The following is a 23,290-nucleotide window of genomic DNA, read 5'->3' as shown; positions in this document are numbered from 1 at the left end:
TCAGCGCACCGCGGCCAGCGCCTCGGGCAGCGTGAAACGGCCCGCGTAGAGCGCCTTGCCGACGATCGCGCCCTCGACGCCCTCGGGCACCAGCCCGGCGATGGCGACCAGGTCCTCGACGGTGGACACGCCGCCGGAGGCGACCACCGGGGACTCCGTGGCCGCGCACACCTCGCGCAGCAGGTCCAGGTTGGGGCCGGTCAGCGTGCCGTCCTTGGTGATGTCGGTGACGACGTAGCGGGCGCAGCCGTCGCGCTCCAGCCGTTCGAGCACCTCCCACAGGTCGCCGCCGTCGCTCACCCAGCCGCGCCCGCGCAGGCGGTACTCGCCGTCGACGATGCGCACGTCCAGGCCGACGGCGATGCGGTCGCCGTATTCGGCGATGGCGCGGGCGCACCAGCGCGGGTCCTCGATGGCGGCGGTGCCTAGGTTGACGCGCGCGCACCCGGTGGCCAGCGCGGCCTTCAGGGAGTCGTCGTCACGGATGCCGCCGGACAGTTCCACCTTGACGTCGAGCTCGCCGATCACGTCCGCGAGCAGGTCGCGATTGGAGCCGCGGCCGAACGCCGCGTCCAGATCCACCAGGTGCACCCATTCGGCCCCGGCCTCCTGCCAGGCCAGCGCCGCGTCGCGCGGCGAGCCGTAGCCGGTTTCGCTGCCCGCCTCCCCCTGCACGAGGCGCACGGCCTCTCCATTGGCGACATCGACGGCGGGCAGTAGCACGAGACTCACTCCGGGAAGCATAGTCGGCCGGTCGCCGTGTCCCGTCTCCGGCCTGCGCAAACGCCGCCGGGTTCAGCCGCGGGAGTGATCATCCAGGATGCGGGTGAGCAGCCCGATCAGCTGACGGCGCTCGGGCTCGGACAGCGCGCCGAGCAGTTCGTCCTGGGCATTGTCGAGGCGGCGGTCGAGTTCGCCGAGGTGGCGTTCGCCCGCGCCGGTCACGGTGACGATATTGCGGCGGCGGTCGCCGGGGTCGGGGCTGCGCCGCGCGAAGCCGCGCGCCACGAGGTCGTTGACGGCGGCGACGATATCGCTGCGGTCGATGTGGGTGCGCCGGCCCAGATCGGCCTGGCTGGCCGGGCCGAACTCGCGCAGCGTGGTGAGCAGGGCGTAGTGATGCCTGCGCGATCCGGTGTCGTCGAGGGCCCGTTCGGTGAGGCGGTCGGCGATCAGCCCCACCTGGTTGACCAGGCGCGTGGGTAGCGCGCGGAGCCTGGCCGCGGCGGCGTGATGCGCGATCTCCATGAGTCCAATCTAACAACCCACTTGTTGGTTACACCAACATTCGATACTGTTGGTTTGGCCAACGTTGGCCTCTCCAACGAGTTTTCCGAAAGGTCCCCGCGATGAACAAGATCCGCCGTCTGTCGCCATTGGCCGTCCTGCCGCTCACCCTGCTCGCCGCCGCCTGCACGGTCACCAGCGCGTCCCGCGCCGACACCGCGCAAGACCCCGAGATCCGGGCGCTGCTCGACCGCGCCGAGATCACGGCACTGGCCGACCGGCTCGGCATCGCCCTGGACGACGGCCGTTTCGACGACTTCCGCGCGATCTACGCCGCCGACGCCACCGCCACCACCCCCGGCGGCACGGCGCGCGGCGTGGACGCGCTGATTGCCCAGGCCGGCCGCAACCACTCCCCCGACCTGCGCATCCAGCACTTCATCAGCAATGTGCGGATCGACCTGCGCGGCGACGCCGCCACCGTCCGCGCCAACCTCGTCGTGGTCTTCGCGCCCGCGGGGCCCCTCGCCGCGCCCGGCTACACGCTCGGCTCGATCTACCACTTCGACGCCGCGCGGACGTCGGACGGGTGGCGGCTCACCTCCGTCCGCACCGAACCGCGCTGGGCCGTGGGGACCCGGCCTTGAACGGCGCTCGGCGGTCCGACGAAATCCACTCCGTCACAACGGATTCCACTCTCACGATGACCGGATCATGGACCAGAGCTCTGGTTCTGTTCGGTGATCGTCAGGCGGACCAGGACTTCCGCCAGGCGATCACCCGGCGGGCACCAACGCTCGCTCGGCCCGCGCCAGCACCAGCACCCGGTGGCACGCCAGTGCCGCCACCACCGCGCACACGGCGGTGATCAGCGCCGCCACCATGCGCAGTCCGTGCCCGATCAGGAATTCGGTTGCCGCACTTTCGAGTTCGGACACCGTGTACTGGTCGCGGTCATCGAACAGAATGGACGCGCGCGGCCACTGGTAGAGAACCGAGAGCAGGAACTGCCCGGCCACCAGGGAGGCCAGCGAGGCCACCACCCAACCGCGCGCGATGCGATAGCGCACGGCGGCGGCGCACGCGATCAGCGCGCACAGCGTCATCACCGCACCCAGCGGTCGCATGATATCGCCGATGCCGATCGCGCTCATGAACTCGTCGTGCAGCACCAGCGATTCGGGGATGTCACGAAAGATATTGGGGTAGAACATGATCGTCTCGACGATGGTCGCCGAGAACACGAAACTCGCGACCACCGCGTAGCCGCCGATCACGGTGGTGGGAACAGTCATCGTTTTCATGATTCGACGCTAAAACCGCACCCGCGCCACCACATCCGGCGCGACCACCCATCCCCCGCCGACCCACCTCAGGGAACACCCTGACGCTCCGGCTCCCGGACCGGATCCGGGAGCCGAGGGGTGCGCGACTACAGCGCGTCGATCCAGTTGCGCAGCAGGTGCGCTCCCGCGTCGCCCGACTTCTCCGGGTGGAACTGGGTGGCCGAGAGCGCGCCGTTCTCGACGGCGGCCAGGAACGGCACCCCGTGTTCGGCCCAGGTGAGTTTCGGGGCGGCGAAATGGTCGGCGGCGGGCAGGTCCCAGGTCTGGGCGGCGTAGGAGTGGACGAAGTAGAAGCGGGTGCCGGCGTCCATGCCGTGGAACAGCACGCTGTCCGACGGTGCCGACACGGTGTTCCACCCCATGTGCGGCAGCACCGGCGCGGACAGGCGCTCCACGACACCCGGCCACTCCGCGCATCCCTCGGTCTCCACGCCGAACTCCACCCCGCGCTCGAACATGATCTGCATGCCCACGCAGATGCCCAGCACCGGCCGCCCACCGGCGAGCCGCTGCCCGATGATGCGCTCACCGCGCACCGCCCGCAGCCCCGCCATGCACGCCGCGAACGCGCCGACGCCGGGCACCACCAGCCCGTCGGCGGCCAGCGCCACCTGCGGGTCGGCCGTCACCTCGACCTTGGCGCCCGCCCGCACCAGCGCGCGCTCGGCGGAGTGCAGATTGCCCGATCCGTAGTCCAGCAGGGCGACGGATTTCGTGGTCACAGCGTTCCCTTCGTGGACGGCACGCCGGTGACGCGCGGATCGAACTCCACGGCGGCCCGCAGCGCGCGCGCCACCGCCTTGAACTCGGCCTCGGTGATGTGGTGCTGGTCGCGGCCGTAGAGCACCCGCACGTGCAGCGCGATGCGGGCGTTGAGCGCGATCGACTCGAACACGTGCCGGTTCAGCACCGTCGAGTACGGCGCGCCCGGCTCGCCGCGCCCGCGCACCGGGCTGCCCGGAATCACCGCGTGCAGCAGGTGATCCGGTTCGCCGGTGTGCACGCAGTACGGGCGGCCCGACACGTCGACGGCGGCGTGCGCGAGGGTTTCGTCCATGGGGATGAAGGCGTCGCCGAAGCGGCGGATACCGGCCTTGTCGCCCAAGGCTTTTCCGAGCGCCTGCCCGAACACGATGGCGGTGTCCTCCACCGTGTGGTGCGCCTCGATCTCGATGTCGCCCTCGGCGCGCACGGTCAGGTCGAAGCTGGCGTGCGCGCCCAGCGCGGTGAGCATGTGGTCGTAAAACGGGACGCCGGTGGAGATCTCGGTCTTGCCGGTGCCGTCCAGGTCCAGTTCGACGACGATGCTGGATTCCTTGGTGATGCGCTCGACCCGCGCGGTCCTGCTCATGATCGCTTCCTCCACGGGTTCATCGGGGCGTGAGTTCGGTGGCGGCCAATTCCGCGCTCACGCGCAGGAATTCGTCGTTCTCGGCGGCCAGGCCGATGGTGGCGCGCAGGTGGCCGGGGATGCCGACGTCGCGGATCAGCACGCCGTGGTCCAGGTACCGCTGCCAGGCGCGCGGCGCGTCGGCGAACCGGCCGAACAGCAGGAAGTTCGCGTCGCTGGGCACCACGTCGTAGCCCAGCTCGGTGAGCGCCGCCGCGACGCGGTCGCGCTGGGCCGCCAATTCCGCGACGCTGCCGAGGGTTTCGTCGGCGTGGCGCAGCGCGGCGCGGGCGGCGGCCTGCGTGACCACCGAGAGGTGGTAGGGCAGGCGCACCAGCAGCATCGCGTCGATCACGGCGGGCGCGGCCACCAGGTATCCCAGCCGCCCGCCCGCGAACGCGAACGCCTTGCTCATGGTGCGGCTCACCACCAGCTTGGCCGGGAACCGGTCGATGAGCGCGATCGCGCTCGGCTCGGCGGAGAACTCCCCGTACGCCTCGTCCACCACCACGATGCCGGGCGCGGCCTCCAGCAGGCGGATCAGCTCCGCGTTCGGAATGCTGTGTCCCGTCGGGTTGTTCGGGCTGGTGACGAACACGACGTCGGGGCGGCGCTCGGCGAGGGCGGCCAGCGCGTGGTCGATGTCGAGCGAGAAGTCCGCGCCGCGTTTGGCTTCGATCCACTCGGTGTCGATGCCCTCGGAGATGATCGGGTGCATCGAGTAGGAGGGCACGAAACCCAGTGCGCTGCGGCCCGGTCCGCCGAATGCCTGCAACAGCTGCTGGAGGATCTCGTTGGACCCGTTGGCCGCCCACACGTTCGCGGTGTCGACGGCGACGCCCGTCTGGCGGGTCAGGTATGCCGCCAGATCGGTACGCAGCGCGACCGCGTCGCGGTCGGGGTAGCGGTGCAGTTCGGCGGCGGCGGCGCGAATGGATTCGGCCACATCGTCCACGAGCGCCTTGCTCGGCGGGTGCGGGTTCTCGTTGGTGTTCAACTGCACGGGAACCGTCAATTGCGGTGCGCCGTAAGGTTTCTTGCCGCGCAGGTTCTCCCGCAGCGGCAGATCGTCGAGCCCGATCGCGGCGCCGGGCACGGTGAGCTGTCCGGTCACGACAGGGCCTCGAATCGCACGGTGACGGCCTGGCCGTGCGCGGGCAGATCCTCGGCCTGCGACAGCGCGACGACATGTCCGGCAACGTCTTTGAGCGCCGCCTCGGTGTATTCGACCACGTGGATGCCGCGCAGGAACGTCTGCACGCTCAGCCCGCTGGAGTGGCGCGCGCAGCCCGCGGTGGGCAGCACGTGGTTGGAGCCCGCGCAGTAGTCGCCGAGGCTGACCGGCGCGTACGGGCCCACGAAGATCGCGCCCGCGCTGCGCACCCGCGCGGCGACGGCGGCCGCATCGGCGGTCTGGATCTCGAGGTGCTCGGCGGCGTAGGCGTTCACCACGCGCAGGCCCTGATCGAGGTCGTCCACCAGGACGGTGCCCGACTGCTTGCCGGTGAGCGCCTCGCGCACCCGCTCGGCGTGCTTGACGACGGGCAGTTGCGCGGTGAGCGCGGCGTCCACCGCGTCGGCCAGTTCGGCGCTGTCGGTGACGAGCACGCTGGCGGCGAGCACGTCGTGCTCGGCCTGGCTGATCAGGTCGGCCGCGACGTGCGCCGGATCGGCGGTGGCGTCGGCCAGGATCGCGATCTCGGTGGGGCCCGCCTCGGCGTCGATGCCGACCAGGCCCCGGCACAGCCGCTTGGCGGCGGTCACGTAGATATTGCCGGGGCCGGTGATGAGGTCGACCGGCTCGAGCTGCGCGCCGTCGGTGTCGACGCCGCCGTAGGAGAGCAGCGCCACGGCCTGCGCACCACCGACCGCCCACACCTCCTCGACGCCCAGCAACCGCGCGGCAGCCAGGATGGTCGGGTGCGGCAGCCCGCCGAACTGCGCCTGCGGCGGCGAGGACACCACCAGCGAGCCGACGCCCGCGGTCTGCGCGGGCACCACGTTCATCACCACGCTCGACGGGTAGACGGCGTTGCCGCCCGGCACATACAGGCCGACCCGCTCCACCGGCGCCCACCGCTCGGTGACGGTGCCGCCGGGCACCACCTCGGTGACGGTGTCGGTGCGGCGCTGGTCGCCGTGCACCTTGCGGGCGCGCGCGATGGACTCCTCCAGCGCGGCGCGCACGGCGGGATCGAGCTCGTCCAGGGCCTTGACCAGCTCCGATTCCGGCACGCGCACGCTCGCGGGAACCACCCCGTCGAACTTCTCGCCGAATTCGAGAGCCGCCTCGACACCCCGATCGCGCACCGCCTCCACGACCGGCCGCACATGATGCAGCACCGAGTCCACGTCGACTCCCCCGCGCGGCAGCGCGGTGCGCAGCTCGGCAGCGGAAGGAGTACGACCGCGCAAATCGACGCGGGCGAGCTCGATGCGGGATGTCATGTCGGTGTCGATCCTTAATCTCCGGCTGGTCACAACAGGAAAGTTGCCGCTACCAGCCTAGTCGACGGGGTCGACCCGATTTCCGCGCGGGCGCGGGGGGTGGGGTGGGCGGTGACCGCGCCCACACTGCGGATCTACGCCGGAACCGGGCGCCTCGGTACGTCACGAGTCCCGGCGATTCGCCGGCACCAACCATCGCCGGGTGTCGGAACGCGCGCGACCATGTGATGATCGCCCGATGGCGAACTTCGCGGACCCCAAGATGCTGCTGGGATTCCTGGCGGTGGTCGCCGTCGCGCTGCTCGCGTCGGACTGGAGCGTGCAGCGGGCGATCGCGTTCGCCGTCGTGTGGGGTGTGGCGGCGATCGTGGTGCTCGTCCGGCACCGCAAAGCCGGGCGCCGCGACCTCGCCGAGCCGGCCGGAGCCGCCGAGCCGGCGGACAGCGCCGACGACACACCGGGTCGGTGAGACCGCGCCGGCAGGCGCGCCGATCACCGATGTACGGGCCGCGATAATGGTGCTCGTCCACAGGCGGAGCAGCAGGTCGCGGGCGGTCGACATCGCCGACGCGTCGCGGCGGGAGACCGGCGCGGTCGGTGGCAGGACGCCGGTATGGGCCTGCTCTTCTCTCCCGAGATGCTGATCAGCGCGTTCTTCGAAGCGGTGGGGCCATTGGTGATGGGGTGGGCTCCAGCGCTGGCGGCGGCCCTCGCCGCGATCGCGTTCGGGCCGACCGGTTGATGCGGTCAGGACAGGCGGCGGCGTAGTTCGGCGACGCCGTCACCGTCCAGGTCGGCCAAAGCGACCGTGCGCCCCACCATCGCCAGCGCGAGAGCTTCACCGGTACCACGGACCTCGGGTCCCGTGCCGCGCGCCCAGTCCACATCGGTCGCGACGAAGCGCAGGCCCTTCGTATTGCGCCACGGCGACGCGAACGGATCGGGGTGGGCGAGCACCATCGCCAGGCGTTCGGCGGGGACCGTGCGGGGGCGGTTCAGAGGACGGCGGATGTCCTGCTGGTGCACGAACGTATCGGCCAGCACCAGTTTCGGCGCGAAACGGGACAGCTTGCCGGTGCGGTGTTCGAACCGGTCCACGAGCTCGGCGGTGGACAGCGACCGCGCCTTCCCGACCAGCGTTTCGTTGACGCGGTCCACGGCGAAGCGGTGCCGGAGCACGATGCCGGCGTAATCGACGGGCGCGATGTTGTCGGACAGGAGATGCCCGACCACGTCGCGCACCCGCCACCCCGCGCACAGCGACGGCGTCTCCCAGTCCTCGTCGCTCAGATCATGGAGCAGTTCGATCAGTTCGGCGCGTTCCTGCGCCAGCATCCCCCGGACGTTCACACCCGCCACGGTAGTCGTGTCACCCGCCTCGGCCCACGGAAACGTGAAACAGGTTGCGACGCAAGCGGTGTCGTCTGGATCAAGGTGGAAAGTAACCCGCGCCGGTGATGGTGATGGCCGTGTCGTCAGGGCCGCTACCCGCACCGGCAACGACGGCAACGACGACGGCAGCGGCGTCGGGCTGAACCGCCGTCCCAGCCGGTGGCGACGGCGGCGACGGCGGCGTCAGGGCCGGACAGAGCCGCCACCCACGCCGGTGACGACGATGGCGGTGGGCATCAGGGCCGGACAGAGCCGCCGCCCGCACCGGCAACGACCACAGCGAATGGTCAGGGCCGAGCGGGGCCGCTACCCGCGCCGGTGGCGACGATGGCGGTGGCGATCTCAGCCCGGTCCTCGGCGGTGAGCACCAAATCCCCCGCACCGACCCATTCGTCGATCTGACCGGCCGTGCGCGCGCCGACGATGGCGCCGGTGACACCCGGCCAGGCCAGCGCCCACGCCAGCGCGACCTGCGCGACGGGAACCCCGTGGCGCGCCGCGATCGGCCGCAACGCGTCCACCAGCGCCAGGTTCGCCGACAGCCCCGTAGTGAAGTCCGGGTGGCTCGCGCGCCAGTCACCCGCACCAAGGCCGCGGGCGCGTTCCTCGGTGAAAGTGCCGGTGAGCAAACCGGATTGGAGCGGCGAGTAGACGATCACGCCGGTCCCGTTGCCGTGCGCCCAGGCGACCTCGGGCGCGGCGGAACGCGTGATGACCGAGAACGGCGGCTGAATCGCGTCCACGTGAGCGATGCCCTCGGCCTCTTCCAGTTGCGCCACAGCGTGATTCGACAGTCCGATGGCGCGGACCTTGCCTTCTTTCTTCAGATCCGCCATCGCCTGCCAGTATTCGGCGAGCGGAGTCGCGTCGCCGACCTCGGCCTCGGCGCCGTAGGCGAACCGCGTGCCGGTATCGGGCCAGTGCACCTGGAACAGGTCGATGTGACCCACACGCAGCCTGCGCAACGAGTCCTCCAGTTCCCGGCGCACCGTATCGGGCCGGACGACCCGACGCGGCGGACCCGACCGGTCATCGCCCTCCTCCCAGATCAGCCCGGTCTTCGTGAACAGATACGGCCGCTCGTCCTCGGGAATGTCCGCGAGCGCGCGCCCCACCAGCTCCTCAGCGTGGCCGAGACCGTAAGCCGGGGCGGTATCGATCCAGTTGAGTCCCGTCGCGACCGCGTGGCGCACAGCGGCGATCGAGGCATCATCATCGGTCGCTCCCCACGAGTACTGCCACCCCGCACCCGCAAGCACCCAAGTACCGAACCCCAACGGCGTGATATCGATTCCGGTGTCACCGAATGGACGGATCATCATCATCTCCCGCTCCAAGCCTGCGCCGAACCTGTTCCGGCCCAACCACACTCGCGCGCACTCCCGAGTCCGTACCAGCTCCCCCGCTGCCTGGGCACCGCATGACCGGAACAAGCCTGGTCATCCCGTGACCAGGCAACACCCAGCCCGGACCGGGCTACTCGGGTATGGGCGTGGAGCGACGAGCCGAGTTGGGCGAGTTCCTGCGGTCCCGGCGGGCCGGCTGCGGCCCGAGGAGGTGGGAGTTCCGGGGCACGGCACCAAGCAGGCACCGGGGTTGCAGTGGGAAGAGCCGACGCTGATCGCGGGTGTGTGCAGGCAATAGGCGTCAGCGGTAGGTGTGTGGTCGATGCCGCGTTGGCATCAGTGGGCGGCAGCCATTACCAGATCGCGGTATGGCAACCCGACGACCGAGCAGTCGACGATTCCGAGTTCGGTTTCGACCTCCCCGAGGCGGATGGCAGCGGCGTCGGGATCAGTGTCGGTGACCTCGGTTTCCACGAATGTTCCGGCGCGGGTTACGACATCGATGCTGACGATGGTGTCGTCGTGGTCGGGGTGCTTGTAGATGGCGCGGTCCTTCTCCACCCGAACCAGTTCCACCATGCCGATAGCCGCGAGCAGTTGGCTGGCCGCCGAGGCTTGGTCGGGACCACTGAGTAACACGTTGGTTTCGCGTTTGGCGATCACATCGGCGTCGCGGTGGGTGCTGGCGTTCGACGGTGGCTTGTAGGTGATTTCGCCGAACCCATCTCTCCGACGAATACGCAGGCACTCAACGGTTTTCATGTAGTCGACATCCGGGCGGCTGTAGTAGGTGTCCACCTCGGTGAGATGCCCGGCCTCGCGGTACCCGAGTTCGGCCAGCCGCCGGCGGAGGGGCTTTGGGTCGGGGAGTTCGCGTTTACGCTCGACCTCGATCAAGTGCATGGGTTCGATCATCCTCTCGTGTGGTGGATGGCGGTATGGATGCGGGCAAGTTTGGGTTTGGAGCAATGTTGGCGGATGGTTCCGAGTGCCCCGTGTAGAGCGTCGGAGTCGGTGACGGGGATGTTCTGGAACAACACCATCTGTTTGGCGTCGCTGAGTGGGTTGGCGAGGCTTTTTCCGAGGAACCGGTTGTAGTAGTGGCGTTCGCGGACGAAGATATCGGTGGGTTGTACCGGCATGAGGACGGACGGCGTGCCGGTGTCGGCCGAGGCGGAGTGGACGGCGAATGCTGTCAGTAGCTCGTCAGCGGTGAGGTAGGCGTAGGTTTCGCGGCCTTCACGTTCGAGCCAGCCACTCCAGATCTGGCCGCAGTCACTGTTTCCGCGTTCGACGGCTGCCAGGAACAGGTTCAGCGCGACATCGGTGATGGCGTCGAAGATGTCACCGTCGATCACGTGATGGTCGCCGTAGGTTTCGCTGACCGCCTGGATGTTGGCGCGGTCGTTGGTCGACATCCACGCGCTGTCAGTGAATCCGAAGTGCACGCGCTTGTGGCCGGTGCGGAAGTCTATCCAGTCCCCCGCGAGTTGGCCGTCGAGTATTGGTGTGAATCCCAGGATTCCCGAACGCCATACGTGGTCGCGCAGGGTGATGTAGTGGCGTTGCGCTTCACGGAACAGCCCGATCGGGGCGTGGATGACTGCGCACACGCGGGGGTCGAGTTCCGGGGCGGCGACGATGCGCGAGTTCTGGCGGACAATGACCTCGTCGTCGTGATGGTGGTAGGGGTGGGTGCCGTGGTGAAGGTAGTGCGGGAGGAAGAGGCGCAAGAACTGCAACCATGATGGGGCACTGTAGGACTGGACTGCGGGCTCGTGCAGCGACGGCGCGGCGACGGCGTACACATCGCGATAGACGAAGAACCCATAGGGTTTCAGCACACTCGGAAAGGTACGGATCATCGTGTGCAGGCCGCTGTAGGCGCCACCGTAGGAGTAGACCTCGTGCAGCAACGCCGATGCGCTGATGACATCGACCGGTTCATCGACCAAAGTCGAGATGTCTTGCGCCCACCCATGTACCAGTGCGCACGTACCTACGGTCTTGAAACGGTCGATTGCCTCGGTGAGGGTGCGGGAAACTACACCGGGTGCCTCGATGAGGGTGAGACGAACGTCGCGGGCCTCGGACTCCAGTTGGGATGCCAGGAACGTGACGGCCGCGCCGCCACCGGGGCCGATCTCGACGACGTGCGGATCGCCGTCGGCAACTCGAGCAAGGGCACGGTGAACGAGTAGCCCCTTCTCCTGGCCGTGGTCGTTGGCGGCAACGTCGAGGTAGGTTGCCTCGGACTTCTGTTGATGAGCAAAGTAATTCGATGTATCGATCATCCATCAGGGCTCCAGATAGAGGCGTTCATTCGGGAGGCGACGAAATATGCTGCGGGACAGCGAGATCTCTACCGCGTCGACGTAGTGCCGGCGTTGGTGATCCCGCGCGAACACCAACGCCGCGGTCAGGCAGGCGGTGAAGTCGAGACGTATGCCGTGCAGGAACACCGATAGGTGCACGTCGGCTTCGTTCGGGCGCGGGGAGATACGAGTGATGTTCACGACCGGGACTCCCGTCGATCCAGGCAGGTCTGAACGGCCGCGAGTACCACCAACCCGGACGGCCGGAAAGGGCTGTGCGCGGGGGGGTGATCCACGCGTGCAGGCATAGCGTGCCGTACTGGCACGGCGAGGGGACCGTGACAGTGCCACCCGCGCGGATGATGTGGACGCAATGCCAGAACAACACGCCCTCTTCCGCCCCGGCCTTCGCGGGCAGATCCGACCGGATCAGAAACGTCCACGTGTGGCTTCGCGGGTGGGAAACGATCGGCCCACCACCAGCCTGGCAACGATCCAGTTCGATCTTCACGCTCTGACCCAAATCCGCGGGCATCCGCACCGCCCAGATGGCCCGGTCTGGAAACTGATACGACCGGTGTTGGGCTCGACCACGGCGGGCAAATGGCAGACGTTGCGGTAGTCCGAGCACCTGAAGGTCCACAAGCACGACCACCACACCCGGCACGGCCTGATGGCGCTGATCGAGTCGCACCGCGTGAAAGGCGTGTCCGCCTTGGGAACGATACCGATCAACTCGGTTCGGTCACCAATCACGACCAGCCCTCCTCTCGCCCATGCCGGACCGTGCTGACCAGCCACACGTCGAACTCGTCAAGATTCGAGAGTCGCGGGCTGGACGTCACCGCTTCCCAGACAGCGGTCATGGTCCTCATACCCCTGCACCTCCTGCCTTGGTGGCGGGGTGAGACCGCCACCCCGGCTGTATCCAACAACTTTGGTATGCGGGGCGGTATCGCGGCGACGCCCGGAGTGTCTTATCTCGGCCCTTCGTTGCCTGATCCGGTTTCGTCTATGGCTCACCTGTCCTACGATCGGGCGATAAGGTCACACGAAGGCGAGGGGTGCAGTGTGGGTACAGTGCTCAAGGCTTTGCTTCAACAAAGACACCTTCAGACGGTGTCTGCATTCAATCGCGAGTATGATGCTGCCGCATCAAGAATTGATCCAGCGGCGATTGGAGCCGGACCGAAGAAGGCACAGTTCTACCGATGGCTTTCGGGAAATATTTCCACGCTACCTTATCCGCATCACTGCCGGGTACTTCAGGGCATATTCCCGGGATGGACTATCGAAGAACTGTTCTCCAGCTACGTCGAGGGTATGGACCTATCCGACCGAACGGATATTGCGCACGCGTACAGCATGACCCCCGGAGAGTTCTCCGATATCGAGAGAGTCTTTTCGCGACGAGTCGAGTTCTTGAAGGCGATTCCTCCGCAAAGGCTGTTCAGAGACGCCAGTACGATCGACCTTGCAGGACTTTCGTTGAATATCCTGTGCCAGCAGTGCTCGGACAGTGAGGTGCTGCGTATGATGCGGGGCGGAACCAGGATTCGCTGCCTCTTCCTGGATCCGGAAGGATCGAACATCTCCGAGCGGGAGCGCGAGGAGGGGCATACGCCGGGTGCACTGTCAAGCCTTACAAGACTGAATATCCATATGATGCAACGCGTACAATCTCACGGGACAAGCGCGATGGACGGCAAGATCGAGATCCGGGTCTACGATGCACCGGTTCGGTTCAACATTTGCATAGTCAATGCAGAAGTGTGCATTATGCAGCCGTATCTTCCGTTCTCGCGCGGACTGGAATCGCCGACTTTCATGTCCAGGAAGAAGGGTATCGACGGGACATTCAACACGTTCTCGGAAGTGTTTGAGGAAATGTGGAGGAAGGGCACGGAACTCGCAATTGAGTGCAACCAGGGAGTCACTGCTTGAAGTAGCTCGACGCGCAGTATCCGGCGGCGTGTCGATAGTTGATTCGAGAAACGTCGGGTCCGTTTCTTCCAAAGGCGATCGCGACTACGTGACGGATATCGATATAGCAGTGCAAGAGAGTGTTCGAGCGTTTCTGAGTTCGGCAGCGCCGCATATCGCATTCCTCAGCGAGGAAGACCGGGGACATGAACTCGAAGGTGAGCTCCTCTGGGCGCTGGACCCCATAGACGGGACATCTAATTTCATACACGGACTACCACTTTACGGGATATCTCTCGCACTGCTCGAAAACAATCAACCAACCATTGGCGTCATAGCAATGCCAGCTTTGCGCGTCGAATACTATGCGGCAACAGGGATGGGCGCCTACCGAAACGGCGAAAGGGTTCGAGTCGGAGACGCTTCGCATCTTTCGGAGTCGATTGTTTCCATCGGCGATTACGCCGTGGGAAAGGGCGCGGTAGAGCGAAATCGCCCACGACTGTCGCTGACGGCACTGCTCGCGGCGCGGGCAGAGCGGATCAGGATGTTCGGGTCTGCCGCGTTCGACCTGGTGTGCGTGGCCGATGGCCGTACCGATGGCTGTGTCATCCTGTCGAACAACCCGTGGGATATCGCGGCGGGCACGGTAATCGTCCGGGAGAGCGGCGGCGTCGTCTTGGACTCGGACGGCAGCACCCATGACATTGGTTCACGTCACACGATCGCCGGAAACGGGCTGACAGCAAAGGAACTCGTGGCGCTCGTGGGACTGGCTCAACGCGAATCCACCCAATAGCGGAAGAACTGACCATCTACTACGACAGAACGTGGGCCACCGGCCACCGACGGGGGTGCTGCGAGGGTCGGTGACACCGGCACCCGACCTGCGGCAGCCAACCTCCCCACCTGCCCCACCCGAGCTTCATCAACTCGTCGCCCAGGTCGCAATCGTGAGTCAGCAGCGCTCCAGCACCGTCTTCGAAGGCCAGGCGTCCCCCGGTAGTTCCCGCAATCCCGGACGATCCACGTCCGCCGCCGAAATCTCGTAGTCGCAGACGATCCGAGGCCTGCCAGCTCCCCCCTGCCTGGTCACGGGATGACCGTGTTGGTGCGGCCCCGGGCTGCCTGGTCATCCCGTGACCAGGCAATACCCGGCTGGGATGGGGATACTCGGGGTATGGGCGTGGAGCGACGGGCGGAGTTGGGCGAGTTCCTGCGGTCCCGGCGGGCGCGGCTGCGGCCCGAGGAGGTGGGATTGCCGGGGCATGGCACCAGGCGGGTGCCGGGGTTGCGGCGGGAGGAGTTGGCGCTGATCGCGGGGGTCAGCGTGGATCACTATGTGCGTCTGGAGCAGGGGCGCACGTTGCATTTTTCGGAATCGGTGCTGGACGCTGTCGCGAGCGCGTTGCGGTTGAACGAGGTGGAGCGGGCGCACCTGTATCGGCTGGCGCGGCCGTGGTCGGGTGCGGAAACGCCGGGCGCGCAACAGGTTCGGCCCGGGTTGCGCCGGTTGCTCGACGCCGCCGCCGACGTGCCCGCCTATATCGTCGGGCGCGGCACCGCGGTGCTGGCGTGGAATCGCCTGGCGGCGGCGCTGATCACCGATTTCGGGGCGCTGCCGCCCGCCGAACGCAACCTGGCCCGCTTGGTCTTCCTGGACGAGGGTATGCGCGAGCTGTACGCGGACTGGCCGGCCAAAGCCGCCGACGTGGTCGCCTACCTGCGCCTGGACGCCACGCGCAATCCCGGCGACCCGGGTATCGCCGCGCTCATCGACGATCTCGTCGCGGTGCCGGAGTTCAGCGAATTGTGGGAACGCCACGAACTCAAGGACAAGACCCACGGCCGCTACGTCTACCGGCATCCCGTGGTCGGCGACATCGACCTCGCCTTCGAAACCCTCCGGCTCCCAGACGATCCCGACCAGGCGCTGGTCATGCACACCACCGCCCCGGACTCCCCCGGCGCCACCGCCCTGCGCCTCCTGAGCACCGTCACGGGCGACACCCACGCCCACCGCTGACGAACCCGACCAGCCCTCCACCGCGGCGTTGCGCCACCAGCGTCACGGGCCACACCTGATTACGGGCGCGCGATCGCCGCGCACAACAACACCGGCAGTCCGGGCGTGTCCGAGAAACCGCCCGCCCCGCCCCTACCGCGGGTCGCTGTCGATCAGCAACCGCCCGCCGCCCGCGTCGATCACGCGCAGCAGCGGGTTCTTCGTGCTGCCCCCGTAGGTGAGCCCGCTGACGATCAGGTCGACGGACTTGTCGGAGTTGATCCCGTTGGGGGCGTAGATGCGGCCGAAGCTCTGGATGGTGTCCTGCGCCCAGTACTGCTCGTAGGCCTGCTTGCTGCCGAACGAGCTCTGCACCGCGGGGGTGAGCAGGTCCCAGGAGGAGCCGGGGTTGCTGTAGAAGCGCTCGATGAGCATGCCCGCCGAACCGATGTCGACCGGGCCCGCGTTGGTGGTCTGCCCGACCTGCGAGGGCTGCGCCGAGGTGGTGCCACCGGCGGACGTGCTGATCGACGGGGTGTCGGCCTGGGCCGACGGCGCCCCGGAATCGGAGTCGTTGGTGCTGGTGAGCAGCAGTGCGGTCACGGCGACGACCGCGCCGACCGCGCCGCCGATCAGCACGGCCCGCCGCTTGCCCGAGGCGCCGGACGACGCGGGCCTGGGCTGGGCGGCCGTGCGCGGGTGCGCGGCGGTGTCGGGGTGGGCGGCGCCGCGCGCGGGCGGCGGCAGCGGCCGCGAGATCCGCTCGGTGGACTGCGCGGGCGCGGCGCGGTGCAGCGCGCGGGTGGCGGCCTCCTGCGCACCCTGGCGGCGCGCGAAAGCCTCGCTGGCGGGCACGAATCCGGCGGGCACCGGCGTGGCGCCGGAGTCGGCGAACGCGGCGAGGGTGTCGCGCGCGACCCGCATCGACGGGCGGTCCTCGGGATCCGGGTTCAGCAGCGCGAGCAAGAAGTCGGTGGCGGGCCCGGCGTTGCGCGGCTCGCTGACCTGGCCGTTGGCCGCCGCGTACAGCACGGCGAGCGGGTTGGCGCTGGAACCGTAGGGCGGCTCGCCCTCCAGCGCGTGGAACAGGGTGGCGCCGAGGGAGAACACGTCGGCGGCGGGCGTCGGGTCCGCGCCCCGCGCCACCTCGGGCGCCAGGTAGGCCGCCGTGCCGCAGATGAGGCCGGTCTCGGTGAGGGTGACGTCGCCGGTCGCGCGGGAGATGCCGAAGTCGGTGATCTTGACCGTGCCGTGATCGTCGAGCAGCACGTTGCCCGGTTTCACGTCGCGGTGCACGATGCCCGCCTGGTGCGCCGCGATCAGCGCGGAGGCGACCTGCTCGCCGATCCGGGCGACCTGGGTGAGCGGCAGCGTGCCCTGCGCGGAGAGCACCGCGGCCAGGCTGCGCGACTTCAGGTACTCCATCACCAGGCACGGGTCGCCCTCGTGTTCGGTGATGTCGAACACGACGATGGCGTTGGGGTGCTGGAACCGAGCCGCGTTGCGGGCCTCGCGGATCGCGCGCTGGCGCACGATGTCGCGTTCGGACTCCGGCAGGCTGGGCTGAATGGCGATCTGCTTGATGGCCACGGACCGCCGCAGGCGCTCGTCGGTGGCACGCCAGACCACGCCTGTGCCGCCGCTACCAATCCGCTCGACCAGGCGGTAATGCTCCGCGATCAACTGACCGGTATCGATGGCGCCTACTCCGAACCTTCTCGAAATCGTGACATCCCGCATATTGACCGCGTCTACGGCCCGCGAACGAGTGTAGCGGGCGCGGACGAATCCGTATGCGCCAGCCGGGTCCATCGACAGCCCAGATCGGCCGAAAACGCTCTGTACTGCGGAGGCTCTACCGCGCGGCGCGCAACATGCGGCCCGCGGCGTCGACGGCCGGGGCCGAACTGCCCGCGTCGCTGACGAACACCGCGAAGGCCAGATCGCCGTCGATCCCGACGAACCAGCCGTGCGCGTGGGTGTCGTCGATGTACTCGGCGGTGCCGGTCTTGCCGAGCAGGCCGGGAATGTCGGCGAGCTGGGTCGCCGTCCCGCCGGTGACGGTTTCGCGCATCATCGTGCGCAGCTGCTGGTCGACCTCGGCGGGCACCGGTTCCGGCTGCCGGTCGGCTACGCCCGGTTTGCCCTGCACCAGCGTGGGCACGGGCGCCGACCCGTGCGCGATGGACGCCGCGACCAGCGCCATCCCGAACGGCGAGGCCGTCACCTGCCCTTGACCGATGCTCGACTCGACGCGCTGGGCCGGGGTGTCGGCGGCGGGCACCTTGCCGGTGACGGTGGTGAGGCCGGGCGTCACGTAGTCGATGCCCAGGCCCAGTTGCGCGGCCGCGTTCGTCAGCGCGTCGGGCGGCAGTTGCACGCCGAGCATGCCCATCGTGGTGTTGCAGGACCGCGCGAACGCGGTGTGCAGGGGCACCTGGCCCAGGTCGAAATTGTCGTCGTTGGGGATGCGGCGGCCCTCGATGTCGGCGCTGCCGGGGCAGGGCAGCACGGTGTCGGGCGTCACCCCGCCGGCTTGCAGCGCGGCCGACACGGTGACCGTCTTGAAGGTCGAACCGGGCGGGTAGAGGCCGGTGAGCGCGATCGGGCCCTGCGCGTCGGCGGCGGCGTTCTGCGCGATGGCGAGCACGTTCCCGGTGGACGGTTGCAGCGCGACGATCACGGCGGGCTGCCCGATGCCGCCCAGCGCGTCCTCGGCGGCGCGTTGCAGGCCGACGTCGAGGGTGGTGCGGATATCGGCGGTGGGTTGCGGATCGCGGCCCGCGACGCGCTCGGTGCCGCTCGGCGTCCGCGTCCGCACGCTCCAGCCCGCGGCGGCGTCGGCCTCGCTCTGCCACAGCTCCGACAGGCCCGCGAGCGTCGGACCGGCGAGCGCCTTGTCGGTGGTGAGCAGCCGCGTCTGCGGCGCGAGGGTGACGCCGGGCAGCGCGGCGAGCGCGTCGTTGATCGGGCCGATGTCGACGGCGCGCAGCGAGATGGCGGTGACCGGTTTGCCCTGCGCCGCATCGAGATCCGCTTGCAGGCTCTGGGCGGTGATGCCGGGCGCCAGCGGTTGCAGCAGCGCGGCGACGGCGGCGGTGTCCACGCCGGGCGAGAGGTTCACCAAAGTGACGATGTGCTCGGTCATCAGGTCGCCGCCCGCCGCGTCGAGCACGCGCGCCGGGGTTCCGTAGGCGGGTCCGTAGCTGAGCGGCCCCGACGCGAGGCCGGGCGCGACGGTGGCCGGATCCCAGCGGATCTTCCAGTCCCCGTCCTCGCTCGCGCTGCCGGTCGTGGAGTAGGTCCACTCGTCGCGGCCGTCCTTGCCCAGCTTCCACGTGGCGTCGAGGGTGAAGGTGTCGCCGTCGGTGCCGCGCACCGTGTAGGACACTTCCCTGCCGAGTCCTTCGTAGAGCTGGTTCAGCGCGGCGGTCGCGGCTGCGGGGTCGTCGGTGAGCGCGGCGGCCGCCGCCACGTCGTCGGTGTTCAGCGCCTCCGCGAACTGCCCGGCCACCGTCTGCGGCTGATCCGGGCCCGAACTGCACGCGGCCAGCGCGAGCAACGGGGCTGCGGACAGGACCAGGAGCTTGCGGTGGGTGCGCACCCCGCCGACGGTACCGAAACGCGTGCGCCCGGCCACGGACCCGGCGCGCGGGCGCGTCAGTCCTGGAACCAGGAACCGCCGGTCAGCGCGTCGATATCGGCGGGCGCGAGATCGATGTCGAAGACCTCCGCGATCACCTTGCCGAGTTCGCCGGGCTCCAACCGCCGGCTCTCGCTCGTGCCGTCGGGGTACTCGGTGACGAGCTGGGCGCCGTCGAGCACGTGGTGGCGGTCGGGCAGGAACCGCTGCAGGAACGGGCGGGTGCGGAACGGCGAGCGCGGCGAGGTGGACACGAACAGGTTGCCCACCTCGAAGTCGATTCGGTACTGCGGATGGATCGTGAAGGTGTAGCGGTCGACCCAGCCGTCGCGGCCGAACTGGTGCAGCACCCACACGTCGGTGCCGAGTTCCCCTTCGGTGCGCTCCAGCCGGAACCGCCAGTCCCCGGCCGTGAACTCGCCGGTGCCCTCGGACAATTCGTACGGGGCGAGCGGCCCGTGGCCGAAGCCGACATCGCAGATCCACACGCGGTCGTCCTCGTCGGTGGTGACGCGCAGCATGGCGTGGGTGGCCGGACGGATGCCGCCCGCGCCCATGGTGACCCGGCCCGACAGGCCGGTGACGCCGAAGCCGAGCCGCTCCAGCGCGGCCGCGAACACGAGGACGTTCTCGTAGCAATACCCGCCGCGCCCGCCGCCGATCAGCTTGTCCTGCAAGGTCGCCAGGTCCAGCGGCACCGGCCGGCCCAGCACGGCCTCCACATTCTCGAACGGGATCGAGGTGGTGTGCGCGCGGACGAGTTCCCGCAGGGTATCCACGGTCGCGGCCCGCTCGCCGGTGAATCCGATCCTGGTCAGATAGGCGTCCAGGTCCAGCTCCGCGCCGTTCCAGTGGTAGGCCGGGTCGGCGGGCTTGGTCATCGCACACCTCACTTCGTCGTCGGTATGTTCCGAACAACCGCGCTCGCGCCGGGAGTGTTCCGGGCCGCGCAGTGTCGGTTCGAACGCCCTGCTACGGCCGCCGGGTGGACCCGGGCAGCGCACCACGCACCGGTTTGAACACCCCGCAACGGCCACCCGATGGACCGGGCAGCACACTCAGCACCGGTTCGAGCACCCCGCAACGGCCCCCGGGTGGCTACGGGCAGCGCACTCAGTGCCGGTTCGAACGCCCGCGGCACCATGTGGACAGGTCCGGCTCGGACCGCCCACTCAGCGCCGCGTCGCCCGCCCGGCGCCCGAACTCGCCGACGCCGGCTCAGGCCGCGCACTTCGCGCCGGCCGGGGCCGGTGGCGCGGTCACGATCCCGCGCGCGACGTCGACCACGTAGTCCGCGTCGGGCCCGTCGACGGGTTCGGCGCCGGAGAGCACTCGCTCGACCACGCACCCGCCCTCGAAGAACGCCGGGCCCACGCTGTGATCACCGGGCGCGACCGCGCCGTCCAGGCCGCGGCCGCTGACGATGGTGTACATCGAGGTGAGTTTGCCCGCCGCCACCAGGCCCGCGCGCAGTTCCGCGGACGCGGCGAACGGCACCACGTCGTCGGCGATGCCGTGGATGAGGAAGGCGCGCCGCACGTCGATCCGGTCCGCGAGCAGGGCCGGTGACCGGTCCGCGTAGGCGAGCGGGCACACCAGCGGGGTGCAGCCGCCCGCGTCGCGCTGGATCTGGGCGGGCAGGTCCGGGGCGACCGCGCCGGCGCCGAGCCACATCGAAAACGTGTCGGCGGGGCCGAAATTGTCGACCCAGTAGTCGAACAACCCGCGCGGACCGTGCGCCGCGGCGAGACCGCTGGTGATCCCGCCTTGACTCCAGCCCCACAGCACGGTCCGGTCGATGCCCGGATGCTCGGACCGATACCACTCGGTGGCGGCCACCAGATCGCGCCACCCGGCCCACAGGTTCCACTCGCCGGTGCGCCACACGCTGGTCGCGGAGCGCAGGTCCATGGACAGGAACGGCGTGCCGGTGCGGCGCGACAGCGAGGTGAGGTAGCTCGCGTAATCGGCGGAAGAACCGCCGTGCCCGTGCACCGCGATCACCAGGGCGCGGGGCGGCAGATCGCCCGCCGCGCAGCGATAGGGCTCGTAGACGCGGCCGGTGGCCTCCTCACCGTCGACCTGGATCGACACCGGGCGCACGTCCACGCCGCCCCGGCAGTCCGGGGTGGCCGTGACCGGCGGGGACGCGCCCGCGGTGAGGGTCAGGAGCAGGCACAACGCGCCGAGCAGAGCGGATCCGCGCACCATGGCGGAATCATCGCACGGGGCGCGGGAGGTGGGTGGCGACAAGCATCGTCATGTCGCGGGAAGACCGCTCCGGGCGCGTGCGCCGATCGGAGAACGCGGCCCTCGGCGCTGCCTCGCCCGCCACGGGCGCGCCGATCAGGTAACCGCGCGGGCGGTGCCCGCGCTCGCGCGGCATCCCGTACGCAAAAATTGGGCAAACGTCCAGATCTCATGGAAGCCTCCGCACCCGGGGGGTGCCGCAAGTTTGCCGAGCCTCGTGCGCACCATCACACCCGAAGATGTTCGGGCGCTTGATGTTTCAAACCATGATATGAATCACATTTCCGCACAACAGGTTTCGGACACGACGACGCCCGCGCCAGTGCTTGACGAATCATGCACTGGCGCGGGCGGTTCGGCATCGATGTCCGGGCACGACGATGCCGCCGGGTAATGCCGGTACCCGGCGGCATCGACTAGGGTAGAGCTTGGTGAAGCTGGTAGAGCTGGGTCGAGCTAGGGTCGAGCTACGGGATCACAGACCGCCGAGCAGGCCGCTCAGCAGGTTGCTGACCAGCGAGAGCAGGTCGGTGATAAGGCTGATTTCCTTCATCGATCTCTCCTTCAATCCAGCGTGTAAACAGAACCGGCACTGGGGTTTTCGATTTCCCGGCCCCGGTGACGTGAATACTGCCGAGCGAATATTTCGAAACGAGTCTCTCGGGGTTAAACGATCGTTACCCAGGTTACGGATACGATTCGGGCCATGCGCGCGATCGACATCACCCAGCGGCGGGCCCGGCTAGCCGTACGCCACCGGCTGGCTACCGTCCACCACTGCGACGATGTGGCGGCCGTCGCGCGGTCGCTGGTCGTGCTGCACGCGACCGATCCGGCGACGGTGTTCCTCTCCCTCGCCGCGCGCAGCGTGACCGCGACGCCCGCCGACGTGGAACACGCCCTGTACGAGGCGCGCACACTGCTGCGCCTGCTGGCCATGCGGCGCACCATGTTCGTCGCACCGGTGGAACTCCTTCCGGCACTACAGGCTTCGTGCGCCGACGCGCTCGCCACCAAACAGCGCCGCACCTACGCGCGTTTCGTGGAACAGGCCGGGCTCGGGGGCGACGACGTGGCCGCGTGGTGGGCCGAAGTCGAGGAGGAGACCCATCGGGCGCTGCTGGCCCGCGGCGCCGCCACCGGCGCGCAGCTCGGCAAGGACGTGCCGCGATTGCGCACGCAGATCGATGCCGCACCGGGGAAGTCGTACTCCAAGCCCACGAATATCACCACATGGGTGCTGGTCACACTCGGCGCGGAAGGACGGATCGTGCGCGGCCGGACGAACGGCAGTTGGGCCAGCAGTCAATACCGCTGGGAACCGGTGGAATCCTGGTTGCCCGAAGGCATTTCGTCGATGCCCGCCGACGAGGCGCGGGCCGAGCTGGTGCGGCGATGGCTGAGCGCGTTCGGTCCCGCACCGGTGTCGGACATCAAGTGGTGGACGGGCTGGACGCTCGGCGACGTCCGCAAGGCGTTGTCCCGCTTGGACGTCACCGAGGTCGACCTCGACGGCACGGCAGGCGTCGTCCTGTCCGACGATCTGGAACCCGTTGCCGCCCCGGATGATTGGGTCGCGCTCCTGCCCGCCCTCGACGCCACCCCGATGGGCTGGCAGTCCCGCGACTGGTTCCTCGGCCCACACGCCCCCGCCCTCTTCGACCGCAACGGCAATATCGGTCCCAGCATCTGGTGCAACGGCCGCATCGTCGGCGGCTGGGCCCAGCGCAAGGACGGCGAGATCGCCCACCGCCTCCTCGACGACATCGGCGCCGACGCCCGCATTCTGCTGGAGCGCGAAATCGAGCGCACCGCAACGTGGTACGGCGACGTGCGCCACACACCCCGCTTCAGGACGCCTTTGGAACGCGAACTCACGGCGTAGTTCGGAAACCGCCGCCGCGTCGCGCTCGCGGACAGGCGATTCCTTCGTCTCACTCCGGGTGCGGCGACGTCCTGGAAGCAGACCCTCTGTACGCGAGTCGACCGCGAACGGCCGCCGGTC

24 protein-coding genes are annotated in these 23,290 nt (G+C 68.8%); 7 read left to right on the top strand and 17 right to left on the bottom strand.

Annotated elements, in window-relative coordinates:
* Nucleotides 1-732 carry a bifunctional 1-(5-phosphoribosyl)-5-((5-phosphoribosylamino)methylideneamino)imidazole-4-carboxamide isomerase/phosphoribosylanthranilate isomerase PriA gene (gene priA / locus DFR74_RS18940; protein ID WP_067514165.1) on the bottom strand — a complete coding sequence of 244 codons (732 nt, stop codon included), beginning with the start codon at nucleotides 730-732 and terminating at the stop codon, nucleotides 1-3.
* Between the two features lie 63 nt (nucleotides 733-795).
* The gene (locus DFR74_RS18935; protein ID WP_067514166.1) at nucleotides 796-1,248 is read right to left on the bottom strand and encodes a MarR family winged helix-turn-helix transcriptional regulator; all 453 of its coding nucleotides are present in this window, start codon (nucleotides 1,246-1,248) and stop codon (nucleotides 796-798) included.
* 101 nt (nucleotides 1,249-1,349) lie between these two features.
* Here DFR74_RS18935 and DFR74_RS18930 point away from each other — a divergent pair, with 101 nt between their 5' ends.
* Nucleotides 1,350-1,874 carry a nuclear transport factor 2 family protein gene (locus tag DFR74_RS18930; RefSeq protein WP_084538200.1) on the top strand — a complete coding sequence of 175 codons (525 nt, stop codon included), beginning with the start codon at nucleotides 1,350-1,352 and terminating at the stop codon, nucleotides 1,872-1,874.
* A 129-nt stretch (nucleotides 1,875-2,003) separates the two neighbouring features.
* Here the strand turns inward: DFR74_RS18930 and DFR74_RS18925 are convergent, their stop codons facing one another.
* From DFR74_RS18925 to hisD, 5 genes are all read right to left on the bottom strand, one after another.
* The gene (locus DFR74_RS18925) at nucleotides 2,004-2,522 is read right to left on the bottom strand and encodes a hypothetical protein (RefSeq protein ID WP_232331923.1); all 519 of its coding nucleotides are present in this window, start codon (nucleotides 2,520-2,522) and stop codon (nucleotides 2,004-2,006) included.
* Between the two features lie 137 nt (nucleotides 2,523-2,659).
* On the bottom strand, nucleotides 2,660-3,295 hold the full coding sequence (hisH, locus tag DFR74_RS18920) for an imidazole glycerol phosphate synthase subunit HisH (RefSeq protein WP_067514168.1): 636 nt from the start codon (nucleotides 3,293-3,295) through the stop codon (nucleotides 2,660-2,662).
* Nucleotides 3,292-3,927 (bottom strand): imidazoleglycerol-phosphate dehydratase HisB, encoded by a 636-nt coding sequence (gene hisB, locus DFR74_RS18915; RefSeq protein ID WP_113975203.1) that lies wholly within the window; start codon nucleotides 3,925-3,927, stop codon nucleotides 3,292-3,294. The genes hisH and hisB overlap by 4 nt, the downstream gene beginning before the upstream one ends.
* Nucleotides 3,928-3,943: 16 nt before the next feature.
* Complete coding sequence (locus tag DFR74_RS18910; protein WP_067514169.1) at nucleotides 3,944-5,077, bottom strand: histidinol-phosphate transaminase; 1,134 nt, start codon at nucleotides 5,075-5,077, stop codon at nucleotides 3,944-3,946.
* Nucleotides 5,074-6,411 carry a histidinol dehydrogenase gene (gene hisD / locus DFR74_RS18905; RefSeq protein ID WP_067514170.1) on the bottom strand — a complete coding sequence of 446 codons (1,338 nt, stop codon included), beginning with the start codon at nucleotides 6,409-6,411 and terminating at the stop codon, nucleotides 5,074-5,076. The genes DFR74_RS18910 and hisD overlap by 4 nt, the downstream gene beginning before the upstream one ends.
* A 238-nt stretch (nucleotides 6,412-6,649) precedes the next feature.
* Here hisD and DFR74_RS18900 point away from each other — a divergent pair, with 238 nt between their 5' ends.
* Together DFR74_RS18900 and DFR74_RS37655 are read left to right on the top strand one after the other, a co-directional pair.
* Complete coding sequence (locus DFR74_RS18900) at nucleotides 6,650-6,880, top strand: hypothetical protein (RefSeq protein WP_067514171.1); 231 nt, start codon at nucleotides 6,650-6,652, stop codon at nucleotides 6,878-6,880.
* Nucleotides 6,881-7,024: 144 nt separating this feature from the next.
* Nucleotides 7,025-7,153: a hypothetical protein gene (locus tag DFR74_RS37655; RefSeq protein WP_267465207.1), complete on the top strand. Its 129-nt coding sequence runs from the start codon at nucleotides 7,025-7,027 to the stop codon at nucleotides 7,151-7,153.
* Between the two features lie 5 nt (nucleotides 7,154-7,158).
* Here the strand turns inward: DFR74_RS37655 and DFR74_RS18895 are convergent, their stop codons facing one another.
* From DFR74_RS18895 to DFR74_RS37650, 6 genes are all read right to left on the bottom strand, one after another.
* Nucleotides 7,159-7,770, bottom strand: a complete 612-nt coding sequence (locus DFR74_RS18895; protein WP_438944321.1) for a maleylpyruvate isomerase family mycothiol-dependent enzyme — start codon at nucleotides 7,768-7,770, stop codon at nucleotides 7,159-7,161.
* A 320-nt stretch (nucleotides 7,771-8,090) separates the two neighbouring features.
* Nucleotides 8,091-9,122, bottom strand: a complete 1,032-nt coding sequence (locus DFR74_RS18890) for an aldo/keto reductase (protein WP_267898909.1) — start codon at nucleotides 9,120-9,122, stop codon at nucleotides 8,091-8,093.
* Nucleotides 9,123-9,485: 363 nt separating this feature from the next.
* Nucleotides 9,486-10,052, bottom strand: coding sequence for a class IV adenylate cyclase (gene cyaB, locus DFR74_RS18885; protein WP_113975201.1), 567 nt, complete (start codon nucleotides 10,050-10,052; stop codon nucleotides 9,486-9,488).
* 8 nt (nucleotides 10,053-10,060) lie between these two features.
* Nucleotides 10,061-11,443, bottom strand: a complete 1,383-nt coding sequence (locus DFR74_RS18880; RefSeq protein ID WP_067514175.1) for a hypothetical protein — start codon at nucleotides 11,441-11,443, stop codon at nucleotides 10,061-10,063.
* A 3-nt stretch (nucleotides 11,444-11,446) separates the two neighbouring features.
* Nucleotides 11,447-11,665, bottom strand: a complete 219-nt coding sequence (locus DFR74_RS18875; RefSeq protein ID WP_067514176.1) for a hypothetical protein — start codon at nucleotides 11,663-11,665, stop codon at nucleotides 11,447-11,449.
* A gap of 551 nt (nucleotides 11,666-12,216) precedes the next feature.
* Nucleotides 12,217-12,339, bottom strand: a complete 123-nt coding sequence (locus DFR74_RS37650; RefSeq protein WP_267465206.1) for a hypothetical protein — start codon at nucleotides 12,337-12,339, stop codon at nucleotides 12,217-12,219.
* Nucleotides 12,340-12,535: 196 nt separating this feature from the next.
* On the opposite strand from DFR74_RS37650, the gene DFR74_RS36690 reads away from it, so the two are divergent.
* The 3 genes from DFR74_RS36690 (at nucleotide 12,536) to DFR74_RS18860 (ending at nucleotide 15,413) form a co-directional block, all read left to right on the top strand.
* Nucleotides 12,536-13,408, top strand: coding sequence for a DUF5919 domain-containing protein (locus tag DFR74_RS36690; RefSeq protein WP_067514184.1), 873 nt, complete (start codon nucleotides 12,536-12,538; stop codon nucleotides 13,406-13,408).
* A complete protein-coding gene (locus DFR74_RS18865; protein ID WP_228791432.1) occupies nucleotides 13,344-14,186 on the top strand; it encodes an inositol monophosphatase family protein in 843 nt (280 codons plus the stop codon). The genes DFR74_RS36690 and DFR74_RS18865 overlap by 65 nt, the downstream gene beginning before the upstream one ends.
* Before the next feature lie 381 nt (nucleotides 14,187-14,567).
* Nucleotides 14,568-15,413, top strand: coding sequence for a helix-turn-helix transcriptional regulator (locus DFR74_RS18860; protein ID WP_067514178.1), 846 nt, complete (start codon nucleotides 14,568-14,570; stop codon nucleotides 15,411-15,413).
* Between the two features lie 132 nt (nucleotides 15,414-15,545).
* Here the strand turns inward: DFR74_RS18860 and DFR74_RS18855 are convergent, their stop codons facing one another.
* The 4 genes from DFR74_RS18855 to DFR74_RS18840 form a co-directional block, all read right to left on the bottom strand.
* Nucleotides 15,546-17,132, bottom strand: a complete 1,587-nt coding sequence (locus DFR74_RS18855) for a serine/threonine-protein kinase (RefSeq protein ID WP_113975185.1) — start codon at nucleotides 17,130-17,132, stop codon at nucleotides 15,546-15,548.
* A 115-nt stretch (nucleotides 17,133-17,247) separates the two neighbouring features.
* Nucleotides 17,248-18,996: a penicillin-binding transpeptidase domain-containing protein gene (locus tag DFR74_RS18850; protein ID WP_067513994.1), complete on the bottom strand. Its 1,749-nt coding sequence runs from the start codon at nucleotides 18,994-18,996 to the stop codon at nucleotides 17,248-17,250.
* 56 nt (nucleotides 18,997-19,052) lie between these two features.
* Nucleotides 19,053-19,916 carry an arylamine N-acetyltransferase family protein gene (locus DFR74_RS18845; protein ID WP_067513993.1) on the bottom strand — a complete coding sequence of 288 codons (864 nt, stop codon included), beginning with the start codon at nucleotides 19,914-19,916 and terminating at the stop codon, nucleotides 19,053-19,055.
* A 337-nt stretch (nucleotides 19,917-20,253) separates the two neighbouring features.
* Nucleotides 20,254-21,246, bottom strand: a complete 993-nt coding sequence (locus DFR74_RS18840; RefSeq protein WP_067513992.1) for an alpha/beta hydrolase family protein — start codon at nucleotides 21,244-21,246, stop codon at nucleotides 20,254-20,256.
* 745 nt (nucleotides 21,247-21,991) lie between these two features.
* On the opposite strand from DFR74_RS18840, the gene DFR74_RS18835 reads away from it, so the two are divergent.
* A complete protein-coding gene (locus tag DFR74_RS18835) occupies nucleotides 21,992-23,170 on the top strand; it encodes a winged helix DNA-binding domain-containing protein (RefSeq protein ID WP_067513991.1) in 1,179 nt (392 codons plus the stop codon).
* The last annotated feature ends 120 nt before the right edge of the window (nucleotides 23,171-23,290 follow it).

It is taken from the genome of Nocardia puris (assembly GCF_003315035.1).
Taxonomy (GTDB): Bacteria; Actinomycetota; Actinomycetes; order Mycobacteriales; family Mycobacteriaceae; genus Nocardia; species Nocardia puris.
The sequence above is the reverse complement of the archived record's forward strand: the minus strand, read 5'-3'. Positions and strand labels throughout refer to the sequence as shown.